This window comes from Thermosipho sp. 1244, from assembly GCF_018588215.1.
Lineage (GTDB): Bacteria > Thermotogota > Thermotogae > Thermotogales > Fervidobacteriaceae > Thermosipho > Thermosipho affectus.
The window spans coordinates 102,750-126,517 of record NZ_LNGA01000023.1; the positions used below are offsets into that span (position 1 = coordinate 102,750).

Annotated in this window: 20 protein-coding genes; 9 read left to right on the forward strand and 11 right to left on the reverse strand. The window is 31.0% G+C overall.

All coding sequences use genetic code 11. The features are described from left to right. Positions 1-19: 19 nt before the first annotated feature. From tsaB to AS157_RS09490, 3 genes are read left to right on the forward strand one after another with little or no spacing between them, the layout of a single operon-like run. A complete protein-coding gene (gene tsaB / locus AS157_RS05625) occupies positions 20-661 on the forward strand; it encodes a tRNA (adenosine(37)-N6)-threonylcarbamoyltransferase complex dimerization subunit type 1 TsaB (protein ID WP_077289460.1) in 642 nt (213 codons plus the stop codon). Beyond that, positions 654-3,113 (forward strand): DNA mismatch repair protein MutS, encoded by a 2,460-nt coding sequence (gene mutS, locus AS157_RS05630; protein ID WP_077289509.1) that lies wholly within the window; start codon positions 654-656, stop codon positions 3,111-3,113. Before tsaB ends, mutS begins: the two co-directional genes overlap by 8 nt. Then, positions 3,110-4,792, forward strand: a complete 1,683-nt coding sequence (locus AS157_RS09490) for an HD domain-containing phosphohydrolase (protein WP_231450346.1) — start codon at positions 3,110-3,112, stop codon at positions 4,790-4,792. The genes mutS and AS157_RS09490 overlap by 4 nt, the downstream gene beginning before the upstream one ends. On the opposite strand, the gene amrA is transcribed toward AS157_RS09490, so the two are convergent. Genes amrA through AS157_RS05660 form a run of 5 tightly spaced genes read right to left on the reverse strand, consistent with a single transcriptional unit; the run spans position 4,786 to position 8,458 of the window. Next, positions 4,786-5,304 carry an AmmeMemoRadiSam system protein A gene (gene amrA / locus AS157_RS05640; protein ID WP_077287555.1) on the reverse strand — a complete coding sequence of 173 codons (519 nt, stop codon included), beginning with the start codon at positions 5,302-5,304 and terminating at the stop codon, positions 4,786-4,788. The genes AS157_RS09490 and amrA overlap by 7 nt on opposite strands. Beyond that, a complete protein-coding gene (locus tag AS157_RS05645; RefSeq protein WP_077289461.1) occupies positions 5,301-5,810 on the reverse strand; it encodes a DUF6115 domain-containing protein in 510 nt (169 codons plus the stop codon). Before AS157_RS05645 ends, amrA begins: the two co-directional genes overlap by 4 nt. After that, positions 5,807-6,382 (reverse strand): DUF4897 domain-containing protein, encoded by a 576-nt coding sequence (locus tag AS157_RS05650; RefSeq protein ID WP_077289462.1) that lies wholly within the window; start codon positions 6,380-6,382, stop codon positions 5,807-5,809. The genes AS157_RS05645 and AS157_RS05650 overlap by 4 nt, the downstream gene beginning before the upstream one ends. A 5-nt stretch (positions 6,383-6,387) precedes the next feature. After that, complete coding sequence (locus AS157_RS05655) at positions 6,388-7,251, reverse strand: PP-loop family protein (protein ID WP_077289463.1); 864 nt, start codon at positions 7,249-7,251, stop codon at positions 6,388-6,390. 13 nt (positions 7,252-7,264) lie between these two features. Then, a complete protein-coding gene (locus AS157_RS05660) occupies positions 7,265-8,458 on the reverse strand; it encodes an L-cysteine desulfidase family protein (RefSeq protein WP_077289464.1) in 1,194 nt (397 codons plus the stop codon). A gap of 81 nt (positions 8,459-8,539) precedes the next feature. Between AS157_RS05660 and AS157_RS05665 the strand changes: the two genes are divergently transcribed. Next, on the forward strand, positions 8,540-10,102 hold the full coding sequence (locus AS157_RS05665; protein WP_077289465.1) for a DNA-binding protein: 1,563 nt from the start codon (positions 8,540-8,542) through the stop codon (positions 10,100-10,102). A gap of 41 nt (positions 10,103-10,143) precedes the next feature. On the opposite strand, the gene AS157_RS05670 is transcribed toward AS157_RS05665, so the two are convergent. Both AS157_RS05670 and AS157_RS05675 read right to left on the reverse strand, forming a co-directional pair. Then, a complete protein-coding gene (locus tag AS157_RS05670) occupies positions 10,144-11,685 on the reverse strand; it encodes an FGGY-family carbohydrate kinase (protein WP_077289466.1) in 1,542 nt (513 codons plus the stop codon). Between the two features lie 95 nt (positions 11,686-11,780). Beyond that, a complete protein-coding gene (locus tag AS157_RS05675) occupies positions 11,781-12,893 on the reverse strand; it encodes a KamA family radical SAM protein (RefSeq protein ID WP_077289467.1) in 1,113 nt (370 codons plus the stop codon). A 364-nt stretch (positions 12,894-13,257) separates the two neighbouring features. Here AS157_RS05675 and AS157_RS05680 point away from each other — a divergent pair, with 364 nt between their 5' ends. Genes AS157_RS05680 through AS157_RS05700 form a run of 5 tightly spaced genes read left to right on the forward strand, consistent with a single transcriptional unit; the run spans position 13,258 to position 19,060 of the window. Next, on the forward strand, positions 13,258-15,828 hold the full coding sequence (locus AS157_RS05680) for an efflux RND transporter permease subunit (protein WP_077289468.1): 2,571 nt from the start codon (positions 13,258-13,260) through the stop codon (positions 15,826-15,828). Continuing rightward, positions 15,825-16,580: an outer membrane lipoprotein-sorting protein gene (locus AS157_RS05685; protein ID WP_077289469.1), complete on the forward strand. Its 756-nt coding sequence runs from the start codon at positions 15,825-15,827 to the stop codon at positions 16,578-16,580. The genes AS157_RS05680 and AS157_RS05685 overlap by 4 nt, the downstream gene beginning before the upstream one ends. Before the next feature lie 13 nt (positions 16,581-16,593). Further along, a complete protein-coding gene (locus AS157_RS05690) occupies positions 16,594-17,784 on the forward strand; it encodes a hypothetical protein (RefSeq protein WP_077289470.1) in 1,191 nt (396 codons plus the stop codon). Between the two features lie 36 nt (positions 17,785-17,820). Beyond that, on the forward strand, positions 17,821-18,309 hold the full coding sequence (locus AS157_RS05695) for a polyhydroxyalkanoate synthesis regulator DNA-binding domain-containing protein (protein ID WP_075666055.1): 489 nt from the start codon (positions 17,821-17,823) through the stop codon (positions 18,307-18,309). Positions 18,310-18,313: 4 nt separating this feature from the next. Further along, on the forward strand, positions 18,314-19,060 hold the full coding sequence (locus AS157_RS05700; RefSeq protein ID WP_077289471.1) for an acyltransferase: 747 nt from the start codon (positions 18,314-18,316) through the stop codon (positions 19,058-19,060). On the opposite strand, the gene AS157_RS05705 is transcribed toward AS157_RS05700, so the two are convergent. From AS157_RS05705 to alr, 4 genes are read right to left on the reverse strand one after another with little or no spacing between them, the layout of a single operon-like run. Further along, positions 19,045-19,536 (reverse strand): chromate transporter, encoded by a 492-nt coding sequence (locus tag AS157_RS05705; RefSeq protein WP_077289472.1) that lies wholly within the window; start codon positions 19,534-19,536, stop codon positions 19,045-19,047. The genes AS157_RS05700 and AS157_RS05705 overlap by 16 nt on opposite strands. 9 nt (positions 19,537-19,545) lie before the next feature. Then, positions 19,546-21,636 carry a type I DNA topoisomerase gene (topA, locus tag AS157_RS05710; RefSeq protein WP_077289473.1) on the reverse strand — a complete coding sequence of 697 codons (2,091 nt, stop codon included), beginning with the start codon at positions 21,634-21,636 and terminating at the stop codon, positions 19,546-19,548. Position 21,637: 1 nt separating this feature from the next. Next, positions 21,638-22,648 (reverse strand): 3'-5' exoribonuclease YhaM family protein, encoded by a 1,011-nt coding sequence (locus AS157_RS05715; protein ID WP_077289474.1) that lies wholly within the window; start codon positions 22,646-22,648, stop codon positions 21,638-21,640. Continuing rightward, complete coding sequence (alr, locus tag AS157_RS05720; protein ID WP_077289475.1) at positions 22,645-23,739, reverse strand: alanine racemase; 1,095 nt, start codon at positions 23,737-23,739, stop codon at positions 22,645-22,647. Before alr ends, AS157_RS05715 begins: the two co-directional genes overlap by 4 nt. Positions 23,740-23,768 lie beyond the last annotated feature (29 nt).

Genomic DNA, 23,768 nt, shown 5'->3' on the forward strand with positions numbered 1-23,768 from the left:
AAGAAAGGAGGTATAATTGATGAAAGTTTTTGCAATTGATACATCAACACCACAACTTGTAGTGTATTATAGAGATGAAAATAAGATTATTACTCAAACTTTAATGGCAAAAGATAAACATACGAAAAATTTGAGTATTTTGATGGAAATACTCAAAGAATTTGAAATAGATTTTGATGGATTAGATGTAGTTGGTATAGGAATTGGTCCGGGAAGTTTAACGGGGTTAAGAATTGGCATATCATTTGCCTTAGGGCTTTCTATAGATAAAAAGATAGTTACAGTTCCATCAACAAAGATAATAGCGGCCAATCTGTTGTATTGTGGTAAAGATATTGTAGTTGTACGTAAGGCAAGAAGTGGATATATATATGGTGCAATATACGATGATAAATTATCCGTAAAAGTTTCTCCATTTGTCGAAGAAATTGAGAAATTTAAAGAGAGGTTAAATGGAGATTTTAGCGTTATAGGTGATGCTGCAGAATTTTTCGGGAAAAAATTTCCTGAATTTTTTGACTATCCCCAACCTGAGAGATTGGGAATGCTTGTGGAAAAAGAAATAGAAGATGGGAATTTTGTAGATAAAGTTGATCCGCTTTACATACAAAAATCTATTGCGGAGATTAATTTTGAGAAAAGACACAGAAAGGATGGTTGACTTGGAAAAGTTAACGCCCATGATGAAACAGTATATGGGTATTAAATCAAAGTATAAGGACGCAATATTGTTATTTAGACTTGGAGATTTCTATGAAGCGTTTTTTGAGGACGCTGAGGTAATTTCTAAAGTTTTAAATATAGTGTTGACAAAAAGACAAAGTGCTCCAATGGCGGGAATACCATACCATGCACTTGAAAATTATTTGAAAAAGTTGGTGGAAAGTGGTTACAAAGTGGCTATTTGCGAGCAAATGGAAGATGCATCTCAAGCAAAAGGAATTGTTAAAAGAGAAGTCACCCGTGTTATTACCCCTGGAACAATAATTGAGGACGAACTTCTCTCAAGTGATAACAATTATTTGATGTCGGTTATTTTTGAAGAAAATTACGTTTCAGCCTTCATTGATGTATCTACAGGTGAGTTATTTTTAAAAATTTTTGAAAAATTAGATGAATTAATTGATTATGTGAAAATTTCAAATATTTCTCAAATAATCTGTGATGAAAAGTTGTATGAAGATTTAAAAAGAGAATTACCAGATATTTTTGTTGAGAAATTGGATGAGTGGTATTTTCAAGGGTATGATGAAAAAATAAAAGAGACGTATAAATTGGCATCTGTTGATCATTTTGAATTATTAGAATCTGAAAAGAAGGTTTTGGGAGGACTTTTAAAGTACTTAGAGTACACTTTAATGGATAGCAAGGTACCACAAAAACCCAAGAAATTAGAAAAAACAAAGTATATGGTCCTTGATTCAAAAACAGTGGATAATTTATCTCTTATTCCCGGGGAAAAAGGGAAGAATCTTTTTGATGTGTTGAATCAGACAAAAACTTCAATGGGTGCAAGATTATTAAAAAAATGGATTTTACAACCTTTAAAAGATAAAAATGAAATATTGGAAAGACAGGGATTAGTAGAGGCTTTTTATAATGATCAATTACTTTTAAATGAGATAAGAGAGTATTTAAGCGGAGTTTATGATATTGAAAGAATTTTAACAAGACTTAGCTATGGAAAGGTTTCACCAAAAGATTTGATATCTTTGAAAAACAGTCTTTTGTTGATTCCACATATTAAAGAAGCTTTGAGTACAAATGAAAAATTGGAAGATTTTGCAAGTAACTTAGATGAATTTAGGGAAGTGGTGGTGTTTCTTGAAAGAGCATTATATGACGAGCCATCAAACTCACCTGGTGATGGAAATGTAATTAAAGAGGGATATTCTGTTGAGTTAGATGATTACAGGAATTTATTGTTTCATTCTGAAGAAAGACTGAAAAAATTTCAAGAATTAGAAAGGCAAAGAACTGGTATTCAAAAGTTGAAAGTAGGATTTAATCAAGTGTTTGGATATTATATTGAAGTACCAAAAGGACAGATAAAGAACGTTCCAGAAGATTATATAAGAAAGCAAACGTTGGTAAATTCAGAAAGATACATAACGCAGGAATTAAAAGAATTTGAGGAAAAAATAATGTCTGCACGTGAAAAAGTAGAGCTTATAGAAAAAAGTTTATTTGAAGAGATACGTGTGAAACTTTTAGATTATGTGGAAGATTTAAGAGTACTTGCACAAAAACTTGCACAGCTAGATGTTATAAGCAATTTTGCAATGGTGTCTAGAATGTATGGTTATACAAAGCCAGAATTTACAGATAGTGAATTTAGTGTAAAAAATGCAAGGCATGCTGTAGTTGAGAGATACATTTCAGATTTTATTCCCAATGATATTTACATGGATAAAAAAAGAAGAATGTATATTATTACGGGACCAAATATGAGTGGTAAGAGCACTTATATAAGGCAAGTTGGATTAATTGCCGTAATGGCTCAAATTGGATGTTTTGTGCCAGGAGAAAATGTTAAACTTCCCATTTTTGATAGAGTGTTTACGAGAATGGGTGCAAGAGATGACATCTCAACTGGCAAAAGTACTTTTTTAGTTGAAATGAGTGAGGTAGCTTTGATTTTGGATAAAGCGACAAGAGAGAGTTTAGTGCTTTTGGATGAAGTGGGGAGAGGTACAAGTACATTTGATGGAATAAGTATTGCCTGGGCGATGAGTGAATACATATATAACGAAATTGGGTGTAAGACAATATTTGCAACACATTTTACCGAATTAACGGAGCTTTCAGATGTGTATGAAGGAATAAAAAATTTAACAATAGCAGTAAAAGAAACAAACAATGGTGTGATATTTTTACATAAGGTTATTGAAGGAGTTGCAGATAGAAGTTATGGTATAGAGGTAGCACAAATTGCAGGTATTCCTGAAGGTGTTGTAGAGAGAGCACGTGAAATATTAGATGTAATTTCAAAGAAAAGTGAATTGGAAAAAAAAGTAAGTGTGTTAAAACAAGGACAACTAAAGAAAATAAAAAGTAAGAAAAAAATACCAAAGGGACAACTTTCATTATTTGAGGGAGGTGTTAATGGTTGAAGCTGAAGGATCTTCTTTTTAAAAGTTATATAAAAATCATTATTTTTGGATTGATTATTTTGTTTTTAGTACTTTCTATATTTTATCTTTTTATAAATTTTCGTATAAATAAACAGATTGAAGATATGTCCGTATCCTTCGTCAAAAATACCATGGAGATTTTTGAAAGAACTTTAAAGAGTTTTAATTGGTATTTGGATAAAGAGTTAGAATCATCTATTTCATATTTGGAAATGAATCCAGATGAAGGAGAAAGAGTTTTAACTTTACTATTTTCGAAGGCCCCTTTCTATTTTAAACATGCATATATGGATATTTTAGATTTTAATGATTTAGATAAAAAGTTGAGAGGAAAACTCAGTAAATCTGTAGATTATTATATTAAAAAAAATATCATTAATGGAATTTTCAAAAATAATCTGTATATTAGGATAAATGATAAGGTATATGTTTTGAGAATGAGTTTGCCACTTGAGTTTCTAAAGGATACTTTTAGTGAGATAAATGATATGAGTAAAAATTTTAAATTTATATCTTCAGTTAACGTTTGTGATTCTTCTGGAATGCCCATTTCAAAAAGATTTCTTAAAACAGATTTAAGTGAAAAGGACTTAAAAAGAGTTTTTAGTGATAGTATTTTGCATATAAAAAAACAAAGAGGAATTTATACAATATATTATCCATGGAAATTTGAAAGTGAAAAAGAAGTTTTTGGACCTTTACTTTTAAGTGTATCATTTGACTTTTCGTATATATATAAAGTCCTTTTTTATATGTCGTTAATAATTGGTGGTGCAGTTTTAATAGGTATTTTGTTTTCTATAAAGCTTTCAAAGAAGATTTCTAGAAGATTATCTAGTTATTTTGAAAAATTGATTTCCAATATGAGAGAGTATAGAAAGACAAAAATATTTGATGTGGATAATTTTGAAGATTGTGAAATAGATGAGGTTAATGAATTAATACGTGAATATGAATACATGATAGAAGAAATGTCTGCAACATTTCAAGAACTAACTGCCATGAATGAAGAATTAGAAAATAGTTACAAAGAAATAGAACGTGTAAATGATGAGTTAGAATCGGCATATTTGGATTTTAGTATAAAACTTTCAAAAGTTGCAGAAGGATACGATGAAAATACAGGGAATCATATAGATAGAGTGGGAATTTTGTCGGCGTTTATAGCAGGAAAGATGGGGTTTTCAAGGGAAATGGTTTATAAGATAAGACATTATGCACCATTGCATGATATTGGCAAGATTTTTGTTGATAGAAATATTTTAACGAAAAATGGAAGATTGACAGAAGAGGAATGGGAAGAGATGAAAAAACATACGATATACGGTGCACGTTTAATTGGTGATAAACCACATTTTGAAGTTGCAAGGAATATAGCACTATATCATCACGAAAACTGGGATGGAAGTGGATATCCATACGGCTTAAAGGGAGAGGAAATTCCTATTGAGGCTGCTATAGTTCATCTTGTAGATGTTTACGATGCACTTAGATCGGAAAGGCCGTATAAGAGGGCATTTACGCATGAAGAAGCTATGAAAATAATAATGGAAGGCGACAAAAGGACAAAGCCACAACACTTCTCTCCAAAAGTGTTGGATGTTTTTGTAAGGTGCGAAAAGACAATTAAGAAACTTTGGAAAAAGATTTATCAGTGATATCTTTGTACTGTGAATTTATATATTTCAAAATTTTCTGAATATATACCTGCTTTTAGTTTTGCAATTCTTATTTGTTCATCTGTTGAATTAACACCTTCTATATCTGGAAGTAGAAGCCCTCTTCTGTTCCCTTGTTTTACTATTATTCCATATTTTTTTGGATCAAGTTCTTTAATTGAGTTTACTTTCTCTATTTCACTTAGCACATCTACAGATACAATAATTGAACCAAGTTCTTTTTTTGAAAGTGGTAAAAATCTTGGGTCTTGTGTTGCAGCAGCGATTGCATTATTTCTTATTTCTAGTGCAAGATTTTCTTGAGTAGGTTTAAACGTTCCTATACACCCCCTTAAATTTCCATCTGTAGTATGTAGAGTTACAAAACAGCCCGCTTTTTTTTCGAATAATTCTTTTGGCAATGAGTTGTCCGGATTTATTATTTTTGAATATAAAACATAATTTTCTATTACCTTTATTGCCCATTTTACATATGGATGTTCTCCAATCATAGTTGTCCTCCTTTCGAGCGGAGAAATAAATCTATTATAAGTCTAACTTCGCCGATACCTATACCAAATTTTTTAGCAATTTCTGCTTCACTGGTACCGTTGTTGTAAAGTTCGATTATTTTTTCTTCCATTGTTTTTTCTGTTTTTGGTTCTTTTTTTATTTCATTTTTTTCTTCTAGAATTATTTTTTCTTCTTTGATTATATTTTCCTGTGTCTTTTGTCTATTTTTTTCTTTTAATTGAGACATATCCAAAAGTACCTTTGAATAAAGGTCGTTAATTTCAGAAATTAAATCGTTGACTTCTTTCATTTTTTGTTCTAATATTTCCAACTTTGAATCAACAAAAGTTTTTGCCCGCCCCATTAACTGGATGAGACGTTCTTCATCTTCTTTCAATTTTTCAGGTTGATTTTTGGTAGAATACAGATGCACAAGGTATGTACCCCATGCAAACGAAACACTAAAGATAGTTGATAATAGCACTAGCCATTCAACAAAACTCATTTTTTCCCTCCATAGATTACCGTTGGAAAATTTTTAAGTGTATTTCCAGACCAATAGAGTTTGTTTTTAATTATACTAGTTGGGGTAGGTTTAGCAGATATCAGAACACTTTCTTTTGGGATATATACTATAAATGAAGAATTTTCATTTGGATTTATTTGTATATTACCTAAACTTAATGTGTATTTGTTGTTTCCTATTGTGACTAGGTTTTCTATTACGGCAACTTCTTGTATTTCTAAGATTCCTGCCCTTTCTGAGGCAGAGTTTTTGTACATTTTTACACTCATGTTTTTTCCGATTTCCTCTGATATCTTTTTAAAATAATCAAGAAAGGTAGCAGATGAATTTTGTGTATAGCTTACTTTGTAGTTTTCCATTTCCTTTGGATCGTTAAAAGAAAGCCCTGCAATGGTTGTTATAGTTGCAGCGTTTGAATAATCAGTTTCAATAATAGTTTGATAATATGTGATATCGAATTTTGGTTTTCGATTAAATATTGTGAAAAAATCAAATATTAAAAATGCTACTATCATGAAAAGTAATATGTAAAACAAAGTTTTGTTTTGCAAAAAAATTACCTCCTTATCCTTTCTTTAGTTCTACAAAATTTACATATGTTACTAGTCGTTGGATATCCACATTTTTCGCAAAATTTTATTTCTATTTTTTCTTCAGGTAAGAATTTTTTCATCTCTAAAATGCTGTATACAATGTTTAATTTTTGATCCCTAGAAAACTCTATGTTTGTTTTGAATTTTTTTTGTGTGCTTTTTAGAGAGTTTGGGCAAGCACAACCGATATATGGAAGAGATTTTAGTTTTGTGTATGTTAAAATTTCTTCTTCTGTTAAAAAGTACAATGGTTTAATCCTTCCAACTAGTTTTTTTTCTTTTATTGTAGGTGTTAAGGGACCTGTTCTTTGAAGTTGTGTTATGTTTTTGTTGAATATGTTGTTGAATATGAAAAAGACCTCATCATCTAAATTGTGACCTAAAACCACATAATCAAAATCATTTTCGAATGCGTATTTGTTTAATATATATCTTCTTATCATTCCACAGTATGAGCAAGGTTTATATTTTATATCCATTATTGTAAACCCTTCTTCTTTTTCTAAATCATATATAGTTAACTTTTCATTTGTCATCTGTGCGATTTTTAGTGCTATTTCTTCGGATTTTTCGGTAAATACGGGAATTCCAAGTCGTATAAAAAAGTATTCTATTTTTAAATTGAATTTTTCTTTTAATTTTGAAAGAATGTAGCTTACTGCTACAGAATCTTTTCCGCCTGAAATTGCAACAAGTAATTTTTTACTTTTAATTTTGTATTTATCCAAAAATTTTCCTATTTTTCTTTCAAAGTATTCCACAAAATGGTCTTCGCAAAGTCTTGGTGATTTGAAAATAGCTTTTTTCTTACAATGTTGACATTTCATAAAGTACCTCCCTTTAGCATTTTCCAATGAAATCTAATACATCACGGTCAAATTGTTTAACAGAATTTGTAAGTTTTCCAACTCTTCTTATTGTCTCTTCCACATCTTCTGCAACTATTCCATTTCCACATGGAACGTCTATATTGTGTAAAGCTAAGTTGCTTACTTGTAGAGCAGTAAGAGTACCAGTTAGAGCTTTAAGTGCACATCCTCTTTTGGCACCATCACACGTTAATCCAAAGAGTGTACCTAAAGTATCATTTATTGCATTTTTTATTTGTTTTTTATTCCCATTGTTTATATAAGTTAATCCTGCCGCAGCCCCTGCTGCTGAAATGGTTCCTGCACCACAGATGGGGGTTAAAAGTCCTGTGTATGCCTTTATATATATTGTAACTAGTATACTTAACAGTGTGGCTTTTAATAACTTGTCTTTTGAAACTTTGTCTTTATACAAAGCAAGTGGTAATATACAGGACAAACCTTGATTTCCACTTCCAGCCACCGTCATTACAGGTTTCAAAGCACCACTCATTCTTGCATCTACACCTGCACTTACATACTTTACATACTCATTTATTGCAGCATTTGAGAAGTTTCCTTCTGTATTTATTCCAAATTTTGCAATTTCCAAATTCATTTCAATGGCTTTTTCAACGAAGTCTAAGATATCTGTATCTGGATTTTCTATGTAATCTAAAATCTTATCTATGGAAAAGTTTTTAATTTTTTCTATGCTTGTTTTTTGAGGATTAAATTTTTCATTTTTAATTACTTTACCATCAATCACTATTTTTGCAATGTTATCATGTTTTCCCTCGATAATTATCTGTACATTGTTATCTGAGATTATAGTTGTATCCACAAAAAGGTAATTTTTTTCGTTAAGGGATATTTTTACTAAATTTTTTATTTTCATAGCACTTTCCAGACATTTTGGATTTATATTTTTTAAAACTTCTAAACCTTTTTTGGCGTCTCCACATATGTATCCTAAAGATGCTGCAAGTTCAAGCCCAAATATATCTGTGCCTGGTATATTTACTACCAAACCATTTTTATACGTATTCTTATCCAAAGATATTTCTATTGCTTTTAATTCACCTGTTGAATGCTCTTTTCCAACTGCTGTCGAAAGTGCGATTGCTATAGGTTCTGTGCAACCATATGCAGGTTTAACTTGGTCAAAAAAAATTTCTTTTAGCATAAAAATCCCCCTTTCAAAAGAATTATACCATAAAGAATTATACCATATGGTAGAATAATATGATAATTAGGAGGTGAAAACATGAAAAAGTCCATAGTGTGGATGTTTTTGATAATTTCTTTAATTTCCATTTCCATGAGTATTTCAGATGCAAAGAAATTACCAGATGGGACAGATGTTTTGATTAGGGGAATTGTAACAGTAGAACCAGGCCCATTTGATGTTAATATCATATTTGTTCAAGATGAGAGCGCGGGTATTAATGTGTATTTTAAAGGTGGGTATTTTGAGAAAGTTAAGCGTGGGGATTTAGTTGAGGTTAAAGGTTATTTGTGGACACATAGATTAAATCGGGAGATAGTAGTGAGTAAAAATGGCGTTAAGGTGATTTCAAGTGATAATGAATTGCCAGAGCCATTAAAAATAAAAACTGTTGATATTAACGATGAATCACTTCAAGGGCTATTCGTTGAAGTTGAAGGAAAAGTTGTGAGTATTGAAAAAGGGGATACGCGAAAGATATACATTGATGATGGTAGTGGAAAGGGTATGGTCTTTATAAGGGAAAACACAGGAATATTGACTTCGTATTTTAGAGTTGGAATGAAAATGAAGGTGAAAGGTGTACTTGGAAGATATCAAGCATTTTTTGAGCTTTGGCCAAGGGGAATGAAAGATATAGAGGCTGGGGATGTTTTTCCACCAGAGGTAGAATCCGTATTTTTGAAGAATAACAAAGTTTATGTGGTTTTTAATGAACCTGTAGATCCAACAAGTGTGAATGATAATAAAACTGTTAGAATTTCAAATGTTGAAATTAAAGGACATGAAATGTTCTTTAACAACAGAGTAATAATTTTGGATGCTGGTGTTGAAAAACCTGAAAAGATAATGATAAGATTTATAAGAGATATTAATGGAAATAAAATGGGGTCAAAAATATTATCGATTGATTCAAAAAAAGATATTTTTGAAAATAGAGTTTTATTCGATGAAGGACATGGTCAACAAGCGGGGAATGCCGATTGGGTAATTAATGGGGCATATTCTAATTTTGCAAACTCTATAGATGGGTATGTAAAAGGTACAAAGGAAAAACTTTCCTTTGAACTTTTAAGCTTATACAAGGTACTTGTAATTCCAGAACCTAACAAACCATTTGATAAGACAGAAATACAGGCAATTGTAAAATTTGTGGAAAATGGTGGAGGATTATTCCTTATAGCTGACCATGGTGGATCAGATAGAAACCATAATGGTTGGGATTCTCCAAAAATATTTAATCAATTTGTTAAAAAGTTTGGTTTTGTATTTTCAGAAGATAATATCCAAGAAGAACCTTTAAGATATATATATGAACATTATATAACAAGTGGTGTAGAAAAAGTAGGTGTATGGGCAGGAAGTACGATAAAAATTTTATCAGATAAGGTAAAGGTTTTAATAGCAGATAGATTTAAAAAGCCGTTTTTAGTTGTTTCAACTTTTGGAAAAGGAAAAGTAGTGGCAATTGGTGATAGCTCACCTTTTGATGATGGTACCGGTGATAGAAATGATATTTTACACAATGGTTGGGATTATGGAGATGATGCAAAACTTGCTATTAACATAGTTAATTACTTGAAGAATGATAGTATAAAGTGAAATTTTTACAATTGGGAGAATTACTTCTCCCAATTGTTTATTTAGTCTTCAGGATAGTTTGTTATTTTCTTAATATCTTTGTATACATTTTTAAGGGAAGAATATACCTTTTTATACACTTTATTATATAGTTTTTCGTATATTTCTACTTCTCTTTCGTTGGGTTGAAATATATTTGAGTAATGTACCATTTTTTTTACTACAGTTTTTATATCTGAAAACGCGGCAAATACACATATTGCTGCTCCAAGGCCAGAGGTTTCATGTGTTTCTGTTTTATATACGGGAAGGTTGAACATATTTGCAGTTATTTGACAGATGCGATTACTTTGTGCACCACCACCTGAAACTGTTAATCTATTTATTTTAATTTTTCCCTTCTTTTCAATCCTTTCTAATCCATCACGGAGCGCATAATTTATTCCCTCTATTATCGCTCTATAAATATGTCCTTTTGTATGTATATCTCCAAAACCAATTATTGCTCCCTTTGCATTTGGCATATCAAGCCCTGGAGTCCACATGGGATGTAGAATAAGTCCGTGTGATCCTGGAGGAATATTATCAAGAAATTTGTTTAATATTACTTCGGGGGCTACTTGTAATTTTTCTGCGAGTGATATTTCTTTTTCTCCAAATTCTCTTATAAACCACTTTATTAGCCAATATCCCCTGAATATTTCTATTTCTGGGTTGTACATGTTTGGGATAACTGCCGGATACGGAGGAATAAATGGTATAGGTTCAAAGTATTTTTTAGATGTGACTTGAACCGTTGCAGTTGTCCCAAAGCTTAGACTTGCACAATTTTCTGTTATACAACCTGTTCCCAAAGTTTCACAGCCTTTATCTGAACCAGAGGTTATTATATCTATTCCTTCTGGAAGACCTATTTCTTGTGAAACTTTTTTTGATATTTTTCCAATGGAGATACATGGGTCAACTAATTTTGGAAGTTGTTCTCTTGTGAATCCAAACAACCGCCAACGCCAATTTTTGTCACTTTTAGGCCAATCTTGTTTTTTATAGTCAAATGGTATATGTCCAATTTGAGATGCTTTTGAATCGATAAATTTTCCCGTTAGTTTGTACAAGAGATATCCTGATAATAGTAGAATTTTATGAGTTTTTTTCCAAACATCTGGTTCATTTTCCATTACCCAATTTGGTCTACTTCTTCTATAAATTCTCAATGCTGTTTTTTTCATGCGTATAATTGAAAATCCTATATTTTCAATAAAATTTAGCACATTTTTCTGCGATGCTTTTCTTTGATCAAGCCATATAATTGCTGGTCTAAGGGGCTTTCCTTCTTTATCTACAAAAACAATAGTATCCCTTTGGGTTGTTATGCTTATACCTAGAACTTTTGAGAATTTTCCTTTATTTCGCTCTTTTAATCTTTTTACAGAACTTGAAAGAGCATTCCAATAAATTTCTACATCTTGTTCCGCTAAACCCGGTTTTGTAGAAAAATATGGGACGTATGTTATTTTTTCAATATCATGGAGTTTTCCATTTTCATCAAATAAAAGTGCTCTCAAACTTTGAGTGCCGCAATCAATACTTATTGCGTAGTTCATTTTTGCACACTCCAGATTTTTAATTTTTTCTATATAATATTATATCTCCAAATGGTGTATATAAAAAAACAAGCAACCTTTAAAGGTTGCTTGTTTTAATATATGGGATTTTCAACGATATATTCAGTTACAAGTTCTTTGTAGTCATCAAACCAGTATGCATTTGGATTTCTTTTGAAAACCATAATTTTCCCAGCATCCTTTGGATTGTGAGCCCTTTGATATCTGAATATTATATGTTCATCTGTAAGTGCTGAAACTTCTATCTTTCCGGTTTCATGTGACATAACAAACCTTGCTCTTTTTGCAAGTCCAGATACGTTCATTATTGCTTTTAAGAATATTTGATATCCTTCTTCAACTGGTACTGCAAAAGGTTTATTACCGGATACCGGTCTTCCTTGAAAGACGTAATATGGTGGTATTCCGATAAATGATAATTTTTGGAATAGTTCCATTAGGGTTTTCCAGTCAGCATTTACACCTTTGATTAAAGGTGTTTGGTTTGCAAGAATTGCACCAGCTTTTAAAAGCATATTAACGGCTTTAATAGCTGGTTCTGTTAATTCTCTTGGGTGGTTGAATTGTGTCATTATGTATATTTTCTTTTCATCAGTTGAATATTTTTTGATAAGCTCAATTAATTCAGGATCTTCTATTATCCTATACGGATTGAAAGCAACCATTTTAGAACCTATCCTTATGATTTTTACGTGTTCTATTTCTCTAATTCGAGAAATTATTTTTTCTAATTTTTTGGTGGAAAGTAATAGAGGATCTCCTCCAGTAAGAAGTACGTTTGTAATTTCTTTATGTGATTTTATGTATTCTAAATCTTCTGTTACATCTCTTGCAACTTCTTCACCGATGTTAATAAATAATCTTTTTCTAAAGCAAAATCTACAAAAGCCCCCACATACATCGTTTACCAACAAAAGAGCGGTATCTCTGTATTTGTGTTGTAGTCCTTTGCTTATTGTATAGCTTTTTTCATTTGAAGCATCTAGTCTCCCCCATTCTTCAAGTTCACTTATTTGAGGGATTATAAGTTTTCTTATAGGATCATTTGGATCTTCCCAATTTATGAGATTTAAATAATAATCATTAGTTCGGAATTTGTATTTTTCCGTTACTCTTTTCAATTCTTTTTTTTCTTTATCTGTAAGCTGGTCGACTTTTGAAATGTCAATAATATACTTTACAGGCATAATATCCCTCCTTTGTAAAAAATTGGTATGTTTTCAGGAAAGAAAGGAATAGTTTGGTTGGTCTCATTTTAATTTTAACAAACATAAGTTAATTTAGTATTATTCATAAGTAAATATATAATTGCATTTACATATATTATATATTAAATATGTTGTATAAGTTTGTGTAGATCAATTATTAATTGAATTTATTACGTAATTAGAAAAAATATATTTTATATCAAATATTAATTAAACAAAATAACTTTAGAACATGAGTTGATTTATTTTTATGCGTCGCATAATTTTAACATTTTTTGCGTGTTTGTCGTAACAAATAAGTGGTAGATTATATTATGCAATGCAGAATAAAGGAGGTGTTGTTTTGGAAAGGTTGGGGAGATTTGTTCAGAAGAATGTGCTTTTGATAATTATTGTTACTTTTGTACTTACGGCTTTTTTCCTGTTTCAAATTAAAGACTTAAAGATAAGGGATGACATTACAAAATATCCACCAAAAGATGATCCTTTAGTGCAAAAGTATGAATCTCTTGCAAAAGAATTTAACATTAATTCCATGGTCATGGTGGGATTTGAAATTGGAAATTCAGAAGATTTAAGAAAGATTGATGAATTAACTACCAAGGTTGAAAAGTTGGAAGGAGTAGAACATGTTACTTCGATAACAAATATCCCACTTGTTGTAAACACGGAAAATGGTATTGAGGTTTCTACAGTTTCTGAAATGCTCAAATCGGGAGAGGTAGAACCAACGTCTCTTTTGAAATATAAAACGCTAAGGAGCAAGTTTATTTCTGACAATGGGAAATCTGGATTGATGTTAGTTTCTCTTGAAAGTGGGAAGGAATCTGAAGCATTTGAAGCGTTAAAAGATTTAGTAGAAAAGAACTATTACAAAGGCGTTCATTTTTACGGAGTTTCTGCTGTGAATCAGGCTGTTAAAGAGATAACTTTTAGAAATCTAATGAAACTTGTTCCCATATCGCTTTTAATAGTGGTTGTAATTTTGACAGTTACATTTAGAAGATTTACAGGTGCTTTTTTGCCAATTTTAGGAGTAATTATTAGTGTTATTTGGACTATGGGATTAATAGTAGTTTTTGGATTCGACATTACAATAGCAAATTCCATTATACCTGTTGCTTTGATATCTATTGGTACGGCTTATTCTATACACGTTGTGAATAAGTACTATGAAGAAAAGGGAAATAAGAAAGAAAGGGTAATTTACACGTTAAGAGATGTGGGTATTGCTGTCTTATTAAGTGGTCTTACAACCGCAGTGGGATTTTTGTCATTACTTACTGCTGATATAAAACCTGTTTGGATAATGGGGATTTTCTCTAGTATTGGAGTTATGTTGTGTAACTTTATAGCGCTATTTTTTGTTCCAGCGATGTTGTATTACATAAATCCGCCTACAGTTTTTCATGTGGATGAAAAGAAACATTCAAGGTTGGTTTTAAAGCCCAAACTAACACTAACTGTTTTGATTATCCTTGTTATTGCAACGATTCCATTTATTTTTAATATAAAAACAGATATGGATATTGTTAATTCTATAAATGATAACGAGAGAATTATTGTAGATAAACGTTTTATTGAAACGAATTTTGGAGGCTCTGATTATTTATTCATAGATGTGAAGGGAGATTTTAAAGATCCCGCTGTTTTAATTGCAATGGATGAGATAGAAAGAAGGTTAAATAAGTTAGATGGAGTTGTAAATACATTTTCTATTGTTGATACTTTGTTGGATTTAAGTAGGGCATTTACTGGATTTTATTCTATACCGTTCTCAAAAGACGAGTTATCAAACTTGTGGTTTTTTCTCCAAGGAAATGAAACAATTTATTCTGTCGTTAACAAACAACTAAATAGGGGGATCATACAAGTAACAGTCAAAGTTGATAGTGAAAGCAAAACAAGAAAATTGATAAATAATATAGAAAAAATTTTAAAAAGTGTACCCAAGGGTTTTGAAGTTTCTCATACTCCTGATTTTAAATACTATGCAAAAGTACTTAATGTAGATGTTAAAAAACTTGAGAAAACATATAATTTAGTGAAGAATATGCCATTTTCTGAGATTGCAAGATTACATAGAGATGAAATTTTAAAAGCAATTGATGATGTAGAAAAATTATTAGGAGAAAGTGTAGAAGATAAAGAAAAGGTTGTAAATCAGCTTTTAAGTATGAAGAAGTTTGAAGAAGAAGAATTTGATTCTGATTTTGGCTATCTATTATACAACGAACTTTATTTGCCTGTAAAAAAATGGAAGGCAAGTTATTTTGCAAGGAAATTAGGAATTCCATATAACGAAAATACCGAACAATATTTAAAGATAGTATCCGAAAAAGATATATATATTCCAAGTTTAAAGCCAAGTTATAGTGCAATACACACAGGTGCACAAGAAATAGCGTTGTACGTGAGTGATTTGTTGTTTAAGAATCAGTATCAATCCATGTTTTTGACTTTATTTGTGGTTTTTGTACTTTTGCTTTTACAAATGAAGTCTTTTGCAGTAGGAATAATAGGAATAATTCCGTCGATTTTTACCGTCTTTTTCAACTTTGTGCTTATGGGTATGTTGAACATACCGCTTAATACTGCAACAATTTCTATTGCTGCTATTGCAATAGGTGCGGGGGTAGACTATGCTATTCATTTTATTTCCAGGTACAAGATCGAAAGTGAAAGGTTGGGTAATAAAAAAGAGGCTGTTGTAAAGACTATATTCACAACAGGGAGGGGAATAATATTTAACGCATTGGCTGTTTCATTTGGATTTTTCACATTTGTATTTTCGGATATTAAGATGTTAAGACAATTTGGTCTTTTGACGGGTATTACTTTGATTTTAAGTGCGATTTTGACGATATTATTCTTATCTGCGGCATTTTCGATAAAAGGAGGTAGAAAGGCATGAAAAAGTTTTTGACGGTGTTTTCGCTATTATTTGTTATTTTTGCATTTTCTATAACAGGCCAGGAGGTTTTGGATAAGGTAAAGGATAGTTATCAAAATGTAAAAGACGAGAAGGCACTATTTGAATTAAAGATGACGGATGAGAAGGGAAATGTACAACAAAAAGAATTTACCATTTACATGTACAAAAAAAGTGAAGATGTTGTATACGCGATAATTAGATTTAAAAAACCTGCATCTGATAGAAATTTAACGTTATTGGTAAAAGGTTCTGACAATATATATTTGTACATGCCGGCATTTAGAACTACAAAACGTATAAGTGGTGCAGCAAAGAACGATAGGTTTGCAGGTTCAGATTTTACCTACAAAGATATTGAGCTTGTTTATAAGGTAAGTGATAAAAATTATAACGCAGAGTTAACTAAAGAAGATGAAAATTACTATTATTTATATATAACACATAACGATTCAGAGCTTGATTTTAAAGAATTAAATATGAGAATTGATAAAAAACTACTTTTACCAGTTTACATAGAATTTTTCAACTGGCAAGGTGAAAAGTATAAAACTATAACGTTTGAAAAAATTCAAAACATAGATGGTTATAACGTCCCAACAAGTATTGTTGCAAGAAATTTAAAAGAAAATACGGTAACAGAAATTATCCTTAAAGATGTAGAGTTTGATATAGGTATTCCAGAAAGGTTCTTTTCACCGGTTACTATATCAAAACCCATTTTAAGGTATTAAGGAGGTGTGGTTTATGAAAAAATTATCGGTATTATTCTTATCAATTTTGTTTGTTTACGCATTTTCATTTACTTTGAACTTGGAAAGTGGTTATCTTTATCTTGATACAAATTTAGTTGATATAGGGCAGTATAAAATGTATTTTCCATTAACATTTAGTAGTGATACAAAGTTTGATAGGACTTTTTATACAAAATCAGCACTTATTTTTGATCAGGTTTATGATAGTTCTTATATTTATTTTGAAGGGGATTTCTATTCAATTTTATATCCTGTACCATTAACTTTAACCACTTTAAAAGAGGCATATGCGGAAGCTTATACAAAATTTGGTGATATAAGGGTTGGAAAATTTATTGAGAGATTGCCTGATTCAGAGATTTTCAAAGTTTATGACAAAGTTGGAAAATTTTTTGAAAGTGAAAAACTTCCAACAATAGGTGCAAGGTATATGTATAATACTGATTTTGGAAGTATAAAGTTAAATGTTTTTTCAAATTTTGTCCAATTTGAAAGACCTGCAACTTATACGTATACAGTTAAAACAGACTTACCAGACGATTCACTAATTTTAGCCTTGTTGAACACACCTTCAACTCCCGTTTTAGATGGATTAAAGCCCATGTTATCGTATGGAATGGGTTGGTTTGGTAATATGTTTGGTGTGGATTATTCTCTATACCTTACATACAAAGGAGCAGATTATTTTGTAGTAGATAAAATTTCAGAAGAAGGGTTAGTTGTTAAAAGACCTTTTGTTTTTACAATTTCAAATAGTTTAGTCTATCAGGTCCCAAAGACTTCATTTTTGGTACATAACTATTTAGGTTTTGAATCTGGAAGTGTTTCAGATTTTGAAATATCTGTTTTAGGTGTTGGAGATGTAAAAATTGAGGAAAAAGTACCAAGCGTGTTAGAAAACGTTTCAGGAGTTGAATATCAAATAGGTAGTAATGGATTAGTAGGTGTTGATGGGTATATTAAGTTAGTAGACCTTAAATACGATAGTTTTTTAGTGGGAATATATGGCAATTACTCAAAAGATAACTTTAATGTAAAAGGTATGGTAAAATATAATTTAGAGGATTTTGATGTGTTATACGAATTGGGCTACAACTTTGATGATTATACAGGTGTTTTCTTAAGAAGTAAATGGAACAAGGATATAACTTTAGTAATGGTTGGACTAAAGTCAGAAATATAAAACCTGCGGTTTCTTGGGTTTACTATGGAGGGAACATTGAGGTTAATAAAAAAATATAAAAATAGGAAGTTATACGATACCTTAGATAAGCAATTTATTACATTGGATGATATTGCTAATTTTGTTAGAAATGGTGAAGTTATAAAGGTTGTAGATAGCCTGGGTAATGACATTACCCAGGAAATTTCTTTAAAAGCAAGAATTAAGGGAAAAGTATTTGGTGGGTTAAAAAGGGAGATTGTTGAAAAATTGATACATGCTTTTATAAGATTTTTTAATGGAAGTTCCGATGAATTTGTTGAAATTTTGTTGGATCTTGTTGACCAAGGTGTTTTAACCTCTGAAATGGCAAAGGACATAGGAAATTCGGTTATTAAGCATTTCAACGAATTCAATGATAAATTAAAAGCGGATATATTAAGTGTTATAAGTTCTGCAGGTTTTGTTCCAAAGGAAGAATACGAGAAGTTAAAATTAGAATATGAGAAATTGAAAAAGAGATGTGGCAAATTAGAAAGGAAGTGAAGATTTGTATATTTCAGATAAGGCAAAAATAGGAAAAAATGTTAAATTGGGGCACAATGTGGTAATTGAAGATGGTGTCATTATCGAGAACAATGTGCAAATAGGTCACAACGTAGTTATTAGAGAGGGAACTATCATAAGGGAAGGTTCTGTTATTGGTGATAACACAGTCCTTGGAAAGAAGCCATTTAAAGCTAAAACATCTGCAACAACGGAAGAAAAAGAATTACCATCACTTGTTATTGGAAAATTTGTTACAATAGGGGCGTTATGCGTAATCTATAGAGGTGCAATTTTAAGTGATTTTGTTTTTGTAGGTGATCTTGCAAGTATACGCGAAGATGTGAAAATAGGAGAGTATACTATCATTGGTAGAGGGGTAACGGTAGAAAATAAAACACAAATAGGAAAGTATGTAAAAATTGAAACAGAGGCGTACATAACTGCAATTTCAAATATTGAAGATTTTTGTTTTATTGCTCCTGAAGTAACGTTTACAAACGATAACTTTTTAGGAAGGACAGAAGAGAGAAAAAAATACTTTAAAGGTCCTACTCTAAAAAAAGGTGCGAGAATTGGTGCAAACGCTACAATTCTTCCAGGAATAGTAATTGATGAAGATGCATTGGTAGCTGCAGGTGCAGTTGTTACAAAAGATATACCTTCTAAAAAAGTTTATGCAGGAGTTCCGGCAAGAGAACTAAAGGATGTGCCTGCAGATGAGTTGTTGGAAAATCAAAAAAGAAAATAGCCAATTATTCCAGATAGAAGTATAATGTATATTGGATCAATTTTTGTTTTCGTAAATAGTATAAAAGCCAACAATATCAGTATTATTTGAAAGGCATTATCAATACGCAAAGCAAGAGATTGAATGGTAAGAATTATTAGAAAAATTACTCCAAATTTTAAAGCATTTATAAGCTTGTTGGAAACTTTATTTCTAATTAGGAAAAATATAGTGGTAAAAGTAATAGGTGCAACAAGGACTGAAAAGGAATTTAATATAGCCCCCTTTATACCATACATTTTAAGTCCCAAATATGTTGCAAGGTTCAAAAAAACAGGGCCCGGGGTCATTTGGGCCACTGATAATATTTCTTTGAATTGTTGTGGAGTAAGCCAATTGTTAGACAAAACGGTATTTTGAATGATTCCTATTATTGACCATCCACCACCAAATGCTAAAAATCCAATTTTTGCAAAGGTCATGAATAGTTTTAACAAATGATCACCTCATTTGGGTTCATTCCATGACATATAATCGCAGTCTGGGTTTGCGCATGCCCAATATGTTTTTCCATTTTTGCTTCTTTTCATTACTACTATTGAGTTGCATTTGGGACATTTTCCACTTGCAATTTTATAACCAGATATAGTGAAATCACAAGAATCACATTTAAAGTAATAACCAAATTTTCCTTTTTTTCTTGTAAGATTACCACCGCATTTTGGACATGCGTTTTCAGAAACTGTTATAGAGATGTGGTTCTCAATTGCTTTGTTAATATAGGCTTTATTTTCTATTATTACTGCATTTATTGTGTTATCAATACTTTTATTTTTTTTGCATGATTCACAATTTAAATACAGGCCAAATTTTCCTATTTTCAGTTTATAAGTATCTTCACAGTCTTCGCATTTTAAATCAGTTTCGTAGTTTACGGTGTAAAATTCTTTTTGTGCTTTTGAAAGGTACTTTGAAAAATCTGAATAAAATTCGTTAAGTACGTTTTTCCACTGCTTTTCACCAGTCTCTATTTTATCCAGTTCTGCTTCCATTGTTGCGGTAAAATTTTTGTCTACTATTTCTGGGAATTTTTTTGTTAAAAAGTCTTCTACTACAAAGCCAAGAAGTGTCGGAAGAAGTTCTTTCTTTTCCTTTATTACGTATTTTCTTTGCAAAAGAGTGGAGATTATCGTTGCATAAGTACTTGGTCTTCCTATTCCTTCTGCCTCTAATTTTTTTACAAGTGTTGCTTCTGTAAACCTCGAAGGAGGTTTTGTCATGTCTTTTTCGGTGTTTACCTTTGAAACGTTATATGTTTTTCCTACTTTAAGATTTAATTCATTTTCTTTTTTTTCCTTTGTATTGTAAATTATTTCAAATCCATCAAATATACGGTGAGATATTGTGGTTCTAAATTCGTATTTTTCACTTTGAAATATATAAGTTTTGTCTTTATAAATTGCGTGTTTCATTTGCGAAGCAAGAAATCTTTCCCATATAATTTTATATAACTTGTATTCATCTTGATTTAATAAATTTTTGGCAATTTCCGGAGTTATTTCTATGTTTACAGGTCTTATACATTCATGTGCATCCTGAACTTTCTTTTTCTGTTTTTTTGTTTTTTTCCCGCCTTGATATTCATTTCCAAATTTCTTTTCAATGAAATCTGTTGCCATGTTTTTTGCCTCTTCAGAAACGCGTGTAGAGTCTGTTCTCATATAAGTAATAAAGGCAATATGTTGACCATCTTTTGTATTTACACCTTCATATAGTGATTGTGCTATTTTCATGGTTTTAGATACAGGGAACCCCAGCCTTGTTGCTGCATCTTGTTGAAGTGTACTTGTTATATATGGTGAGGGAGGTGTTTTTTTTCGTTCTTTTTCTATAATATCTTTTAAAATTACTTCTTTAACATTTTCTTTTATATCATTTGCTATTTTTTCCGTTACATTTTCTTGTTTTATCTTTTTTCCAGAGATACTCCACAAGCTTGCTTTAGTTTTTTTTACTTCAATGGAGACCTTGTAAAACTCTTTTGGTTTAAAAACGAATCTTTCTCTTTCTCTATCGCAAATTATTTTTAAGGCTGCAGATTGAACTCTTCCGGCACTCATAGCACCTTTTATAATTTTCCATAGTAGAGGACTTATTTTGTAACCAACTATTCTGTCTAAAATCCTTCTTGCAAGTTGTGCGTTTACTTTTTTTATATCTATCTCTCTGGGAGATTGTACGGATTTTTTAATAGTATTTGGTGTAATTTCGGTAAATATTATCCGATTTTTTCCAGAAAGGTTTAATATATTGGAAAGGTGCCATGCAATAGCTTCACCTTCCCTATCCATATCTGAGGCTATTAAAACTTCTTTTCCTTTTACTTCTTTTTGTATCTGTTCAACAACCTTTTCTTTGCCAGGGATTATTTCAAATTCAGGTTCGAAATTTTCGAGATTTACTCCAAATTTCTTTTGTGGTAAGTCCCTAACATGTCCTTTTGATGAAATAACTTTGTAATCTTCCCCAAGTATTTTTTCGATAGTTTTTGCTTTAGCAGGTGATTCTACTATGATTACCTTTTTTTTCTTTCCCACGTTATCCCCTCTCAGTGTGTTTTAATAATAATCTTCTTCCTAAGTTCGGATCAAAATCGCTCCATTTTTTATTTGGGTTTGTTTCTAATTCTTTTTCTTTTATATTTTGGATTCTATTTAATTTGGAGTCTAAATTTTCAATCATGTGTAATACAAAAGCTTCCGGCGTTTTTGGAAGAATGGGGGATCCCCATTCCAATTCTCCGTGATGTGAAAGGATCATATGGAGGAGTTTTTCCGAGATTCCTCTTAGGTTTAATTTTTTTATTTTTTCGTTAACTATTTCATATCCCATAACAATATGACCTATTAATTCACCTGTTTGGGTAATTTCTATACCCTTTGAATTAATCTCATAATCGTAAATTTTTCCTATATCGTGTAAAAGTGCACCGGTTATTAAAAGGTCTCTGTCAAGCCATGGATATATCTTTGCTACATTATCACACATTTTTGCCACTGTTATGGAATGTTCGGCAAGACCTCCAATATAGTTGTGGTGTACTTTTAATCCCGCCGGTGAATTTTTAAATTTGTTAAAAATCTCTTTGTCATTTTTAAATATTTCCTCTAAAAGTTGTTTTAATTCTTTATTTCTTATAGATTCGATAATTTCAAAGAGCTTGCTTATAATTTTATCTACTGGAATTTTTGATTTAGATACGAACCTTTCATACGAATATTCATTTTTATTTAATACAATTAAATTCGAGTCTTGAGGAATATTTAATTGAAGTCTTCCATCGTATAAAACAATTTTGCCGTTTACCCTTACCACATTGCCAACATCCACTTTTAAGTTGTTTTTTTCTGCGTTAAACCAATCAATAGCCCTTAAAATACCAGTTTTATCTTCAAAAGTTATTAGCAAATATTTTTCACCATTTTTATTTTCCAGGAGTCTTTTGCTCTTTACTTTTACAATTAATTCAACATCTGAGTTGATATAATTTTCGAGTTCAGATATGAAAGGTTCCTTGAATTTCTCAATCAATTCTTTGGGTAATTTCAAAGTTCCACCCCTTTGTATATTTTTGGAACTCTACTAGATATCCTGCATGTTACTTCGTAATTTATTGTTCCCACTTTTTCTGCAATTTCTTCTGCACTTATTTTTTCTTTTCCTTGTATACCTATTAGTACTACTTCATCACCTATTTTTACATCATCATCTACTTCTACTACAAATTGATCCATGCAAACCCTTCCCAAGATTTTTCTTCTTTTTCCGTTTATCAAAACCTCTCCTTTGTTTGATAAATGTCTCCAATATCCATCTGCATATCCAACGGGAATTGTTGCAATTTTCATTTTTTTTGGTGCTTTAAATGTTCTACCGTAACTTATTGTTTCTCCTTTTTCAATATATTTTACGTGAGAAACCACACTTTTCCATGAAAGTACAGGTTTGAGATTTTCATCTGTTACTTGTAAACTTGGCATAAGACCGTAACTTGCAATTCCAACTCTTATATAGTTTTCCATGGGCACTAGTTTTGAGATTGCACCTGCACTATTGTTTACGTGTTTGATTTTAACATCTAAATTTGTATTGGCAAATAATCTATATTGTTTTTTTGTAAATTCTATATCTTCTTTATCTTTGGAATCTGCCACGGCAAAGTGAGTATATGCACCTTCAACTTCAAAATTATTTTTAATAAGTGCCTTGAAAAAGTTTTTAGCTTCGTTTGGATTAATTCCTAGCCTATTCATTCCGGTATTGATATTTATGTGAACTTTTGGTTTTCTTTTTAAGTTTTTGTATAATTGAAGTTGTTCCCAAGAAAACATTGTAATAGTTATATTGTTTTTTACGGCAATTTCAACAAAATCTTTATCTATGTAGTTAAATACAAGTATATTTGCTTTAATTCCATTTTCTCTTAATGTTAATGCCTCTTCTAAAAAAGCCACGGCAAAATAGTCAATTCCAATTTTTTCTGCTGCCTTTGCAAGGAAAACAGCACCATGGCCATATCCGTCAGCTTTTACTACAGGCATTATTTTTGCAGGAGCACATTCTTTTTCAAAGTGTTTTAGGTTATGGATATAATTTTTAAGATTTATTTCGGCAAAAGTTCTTCTACTTTCCGTAAATATCCCCCCATTGGTGGAAAAGCATAAGTTTT

Excerpts from the sequence above, each read along its gene's own strand:
- AS157_RS05670 (WP_077289466.1), bottom strand. The coding sequence starts at position 11,685 with ATGAACTACGCAATAAGTATTGATTGCGGCACTCAAAGTTTGAGAGCA.
- tsaB (WP_077289460.1), top strand. The coding sequence starts at position 20 with ATGAAAGTTTTTGCAATTGATACATCAACACCACAACTTGTAGTGTAT.
- AS157_RS05690 (WP_077289470.1), top strand. The coding sequence starts at position 16,594 with ATGAAAAAATTATCGGTATTATTCTTATCAATTTTGTTTGTTTACGCA.
- AS157_RS05685 (WP_077289469.1), top strand. The coding sequence starts at position 15,825 with ATGAAAAAGTTTTTGACGGTGTTTTCGCTATTATTTGTTATTTTTGCA.
- amrA (WP_077287555.1), bottom strand. The coding sequence starts at position 5,304 with ATGATTGGAGAACATCCATATGTAAAATGGGCAATAAAGGTAATAGAA.
- AS157_RS05675 (WP_077289467.1), bottom strand. The coding sequence starts at position 12,893 with ATGCCTGTAAAGTATATTATTGACATTTCAAAAGTCGACCAGCTTACA.
- AS157_RS05660 (WP_077289464.1), bottom strand. The coding sequence starts at position 8,458 with ATGCTAAAAGAAATTTTTTTTGACCAAGTTAAACCTGCATATGGTTGC.
- AS157_RS05645 (WP_077289461.1), bottom strand. The coding sequence starts at position 5,810 with ATGAGTTTTGTTGAATGGCTAGTGCTATTATCAACTATCTTTAGTGTT.
- mutS (WP_077289509.1), top strand. The coding sequence starts at position 654 with ATGGTTGACTTGGAAAAGTTAACGCCCATGATGAAACAGTATATGGGT.
- AS157_RS05665 (WP_077289465.1), top strand. The coding sequence starts at position 8,540 with ATGAAAAAGTCCATAGTGTGGATGTTTTTGATAATTTCTTTAATTTCC.
- AS157_RS05655 (WP_077289463.1), bottom strand. The coding sequence starts at position 7,251 with ATGAAATGTCAACATTGTAAGAAAAAAGCTATTTTCAAATCACCAAGA.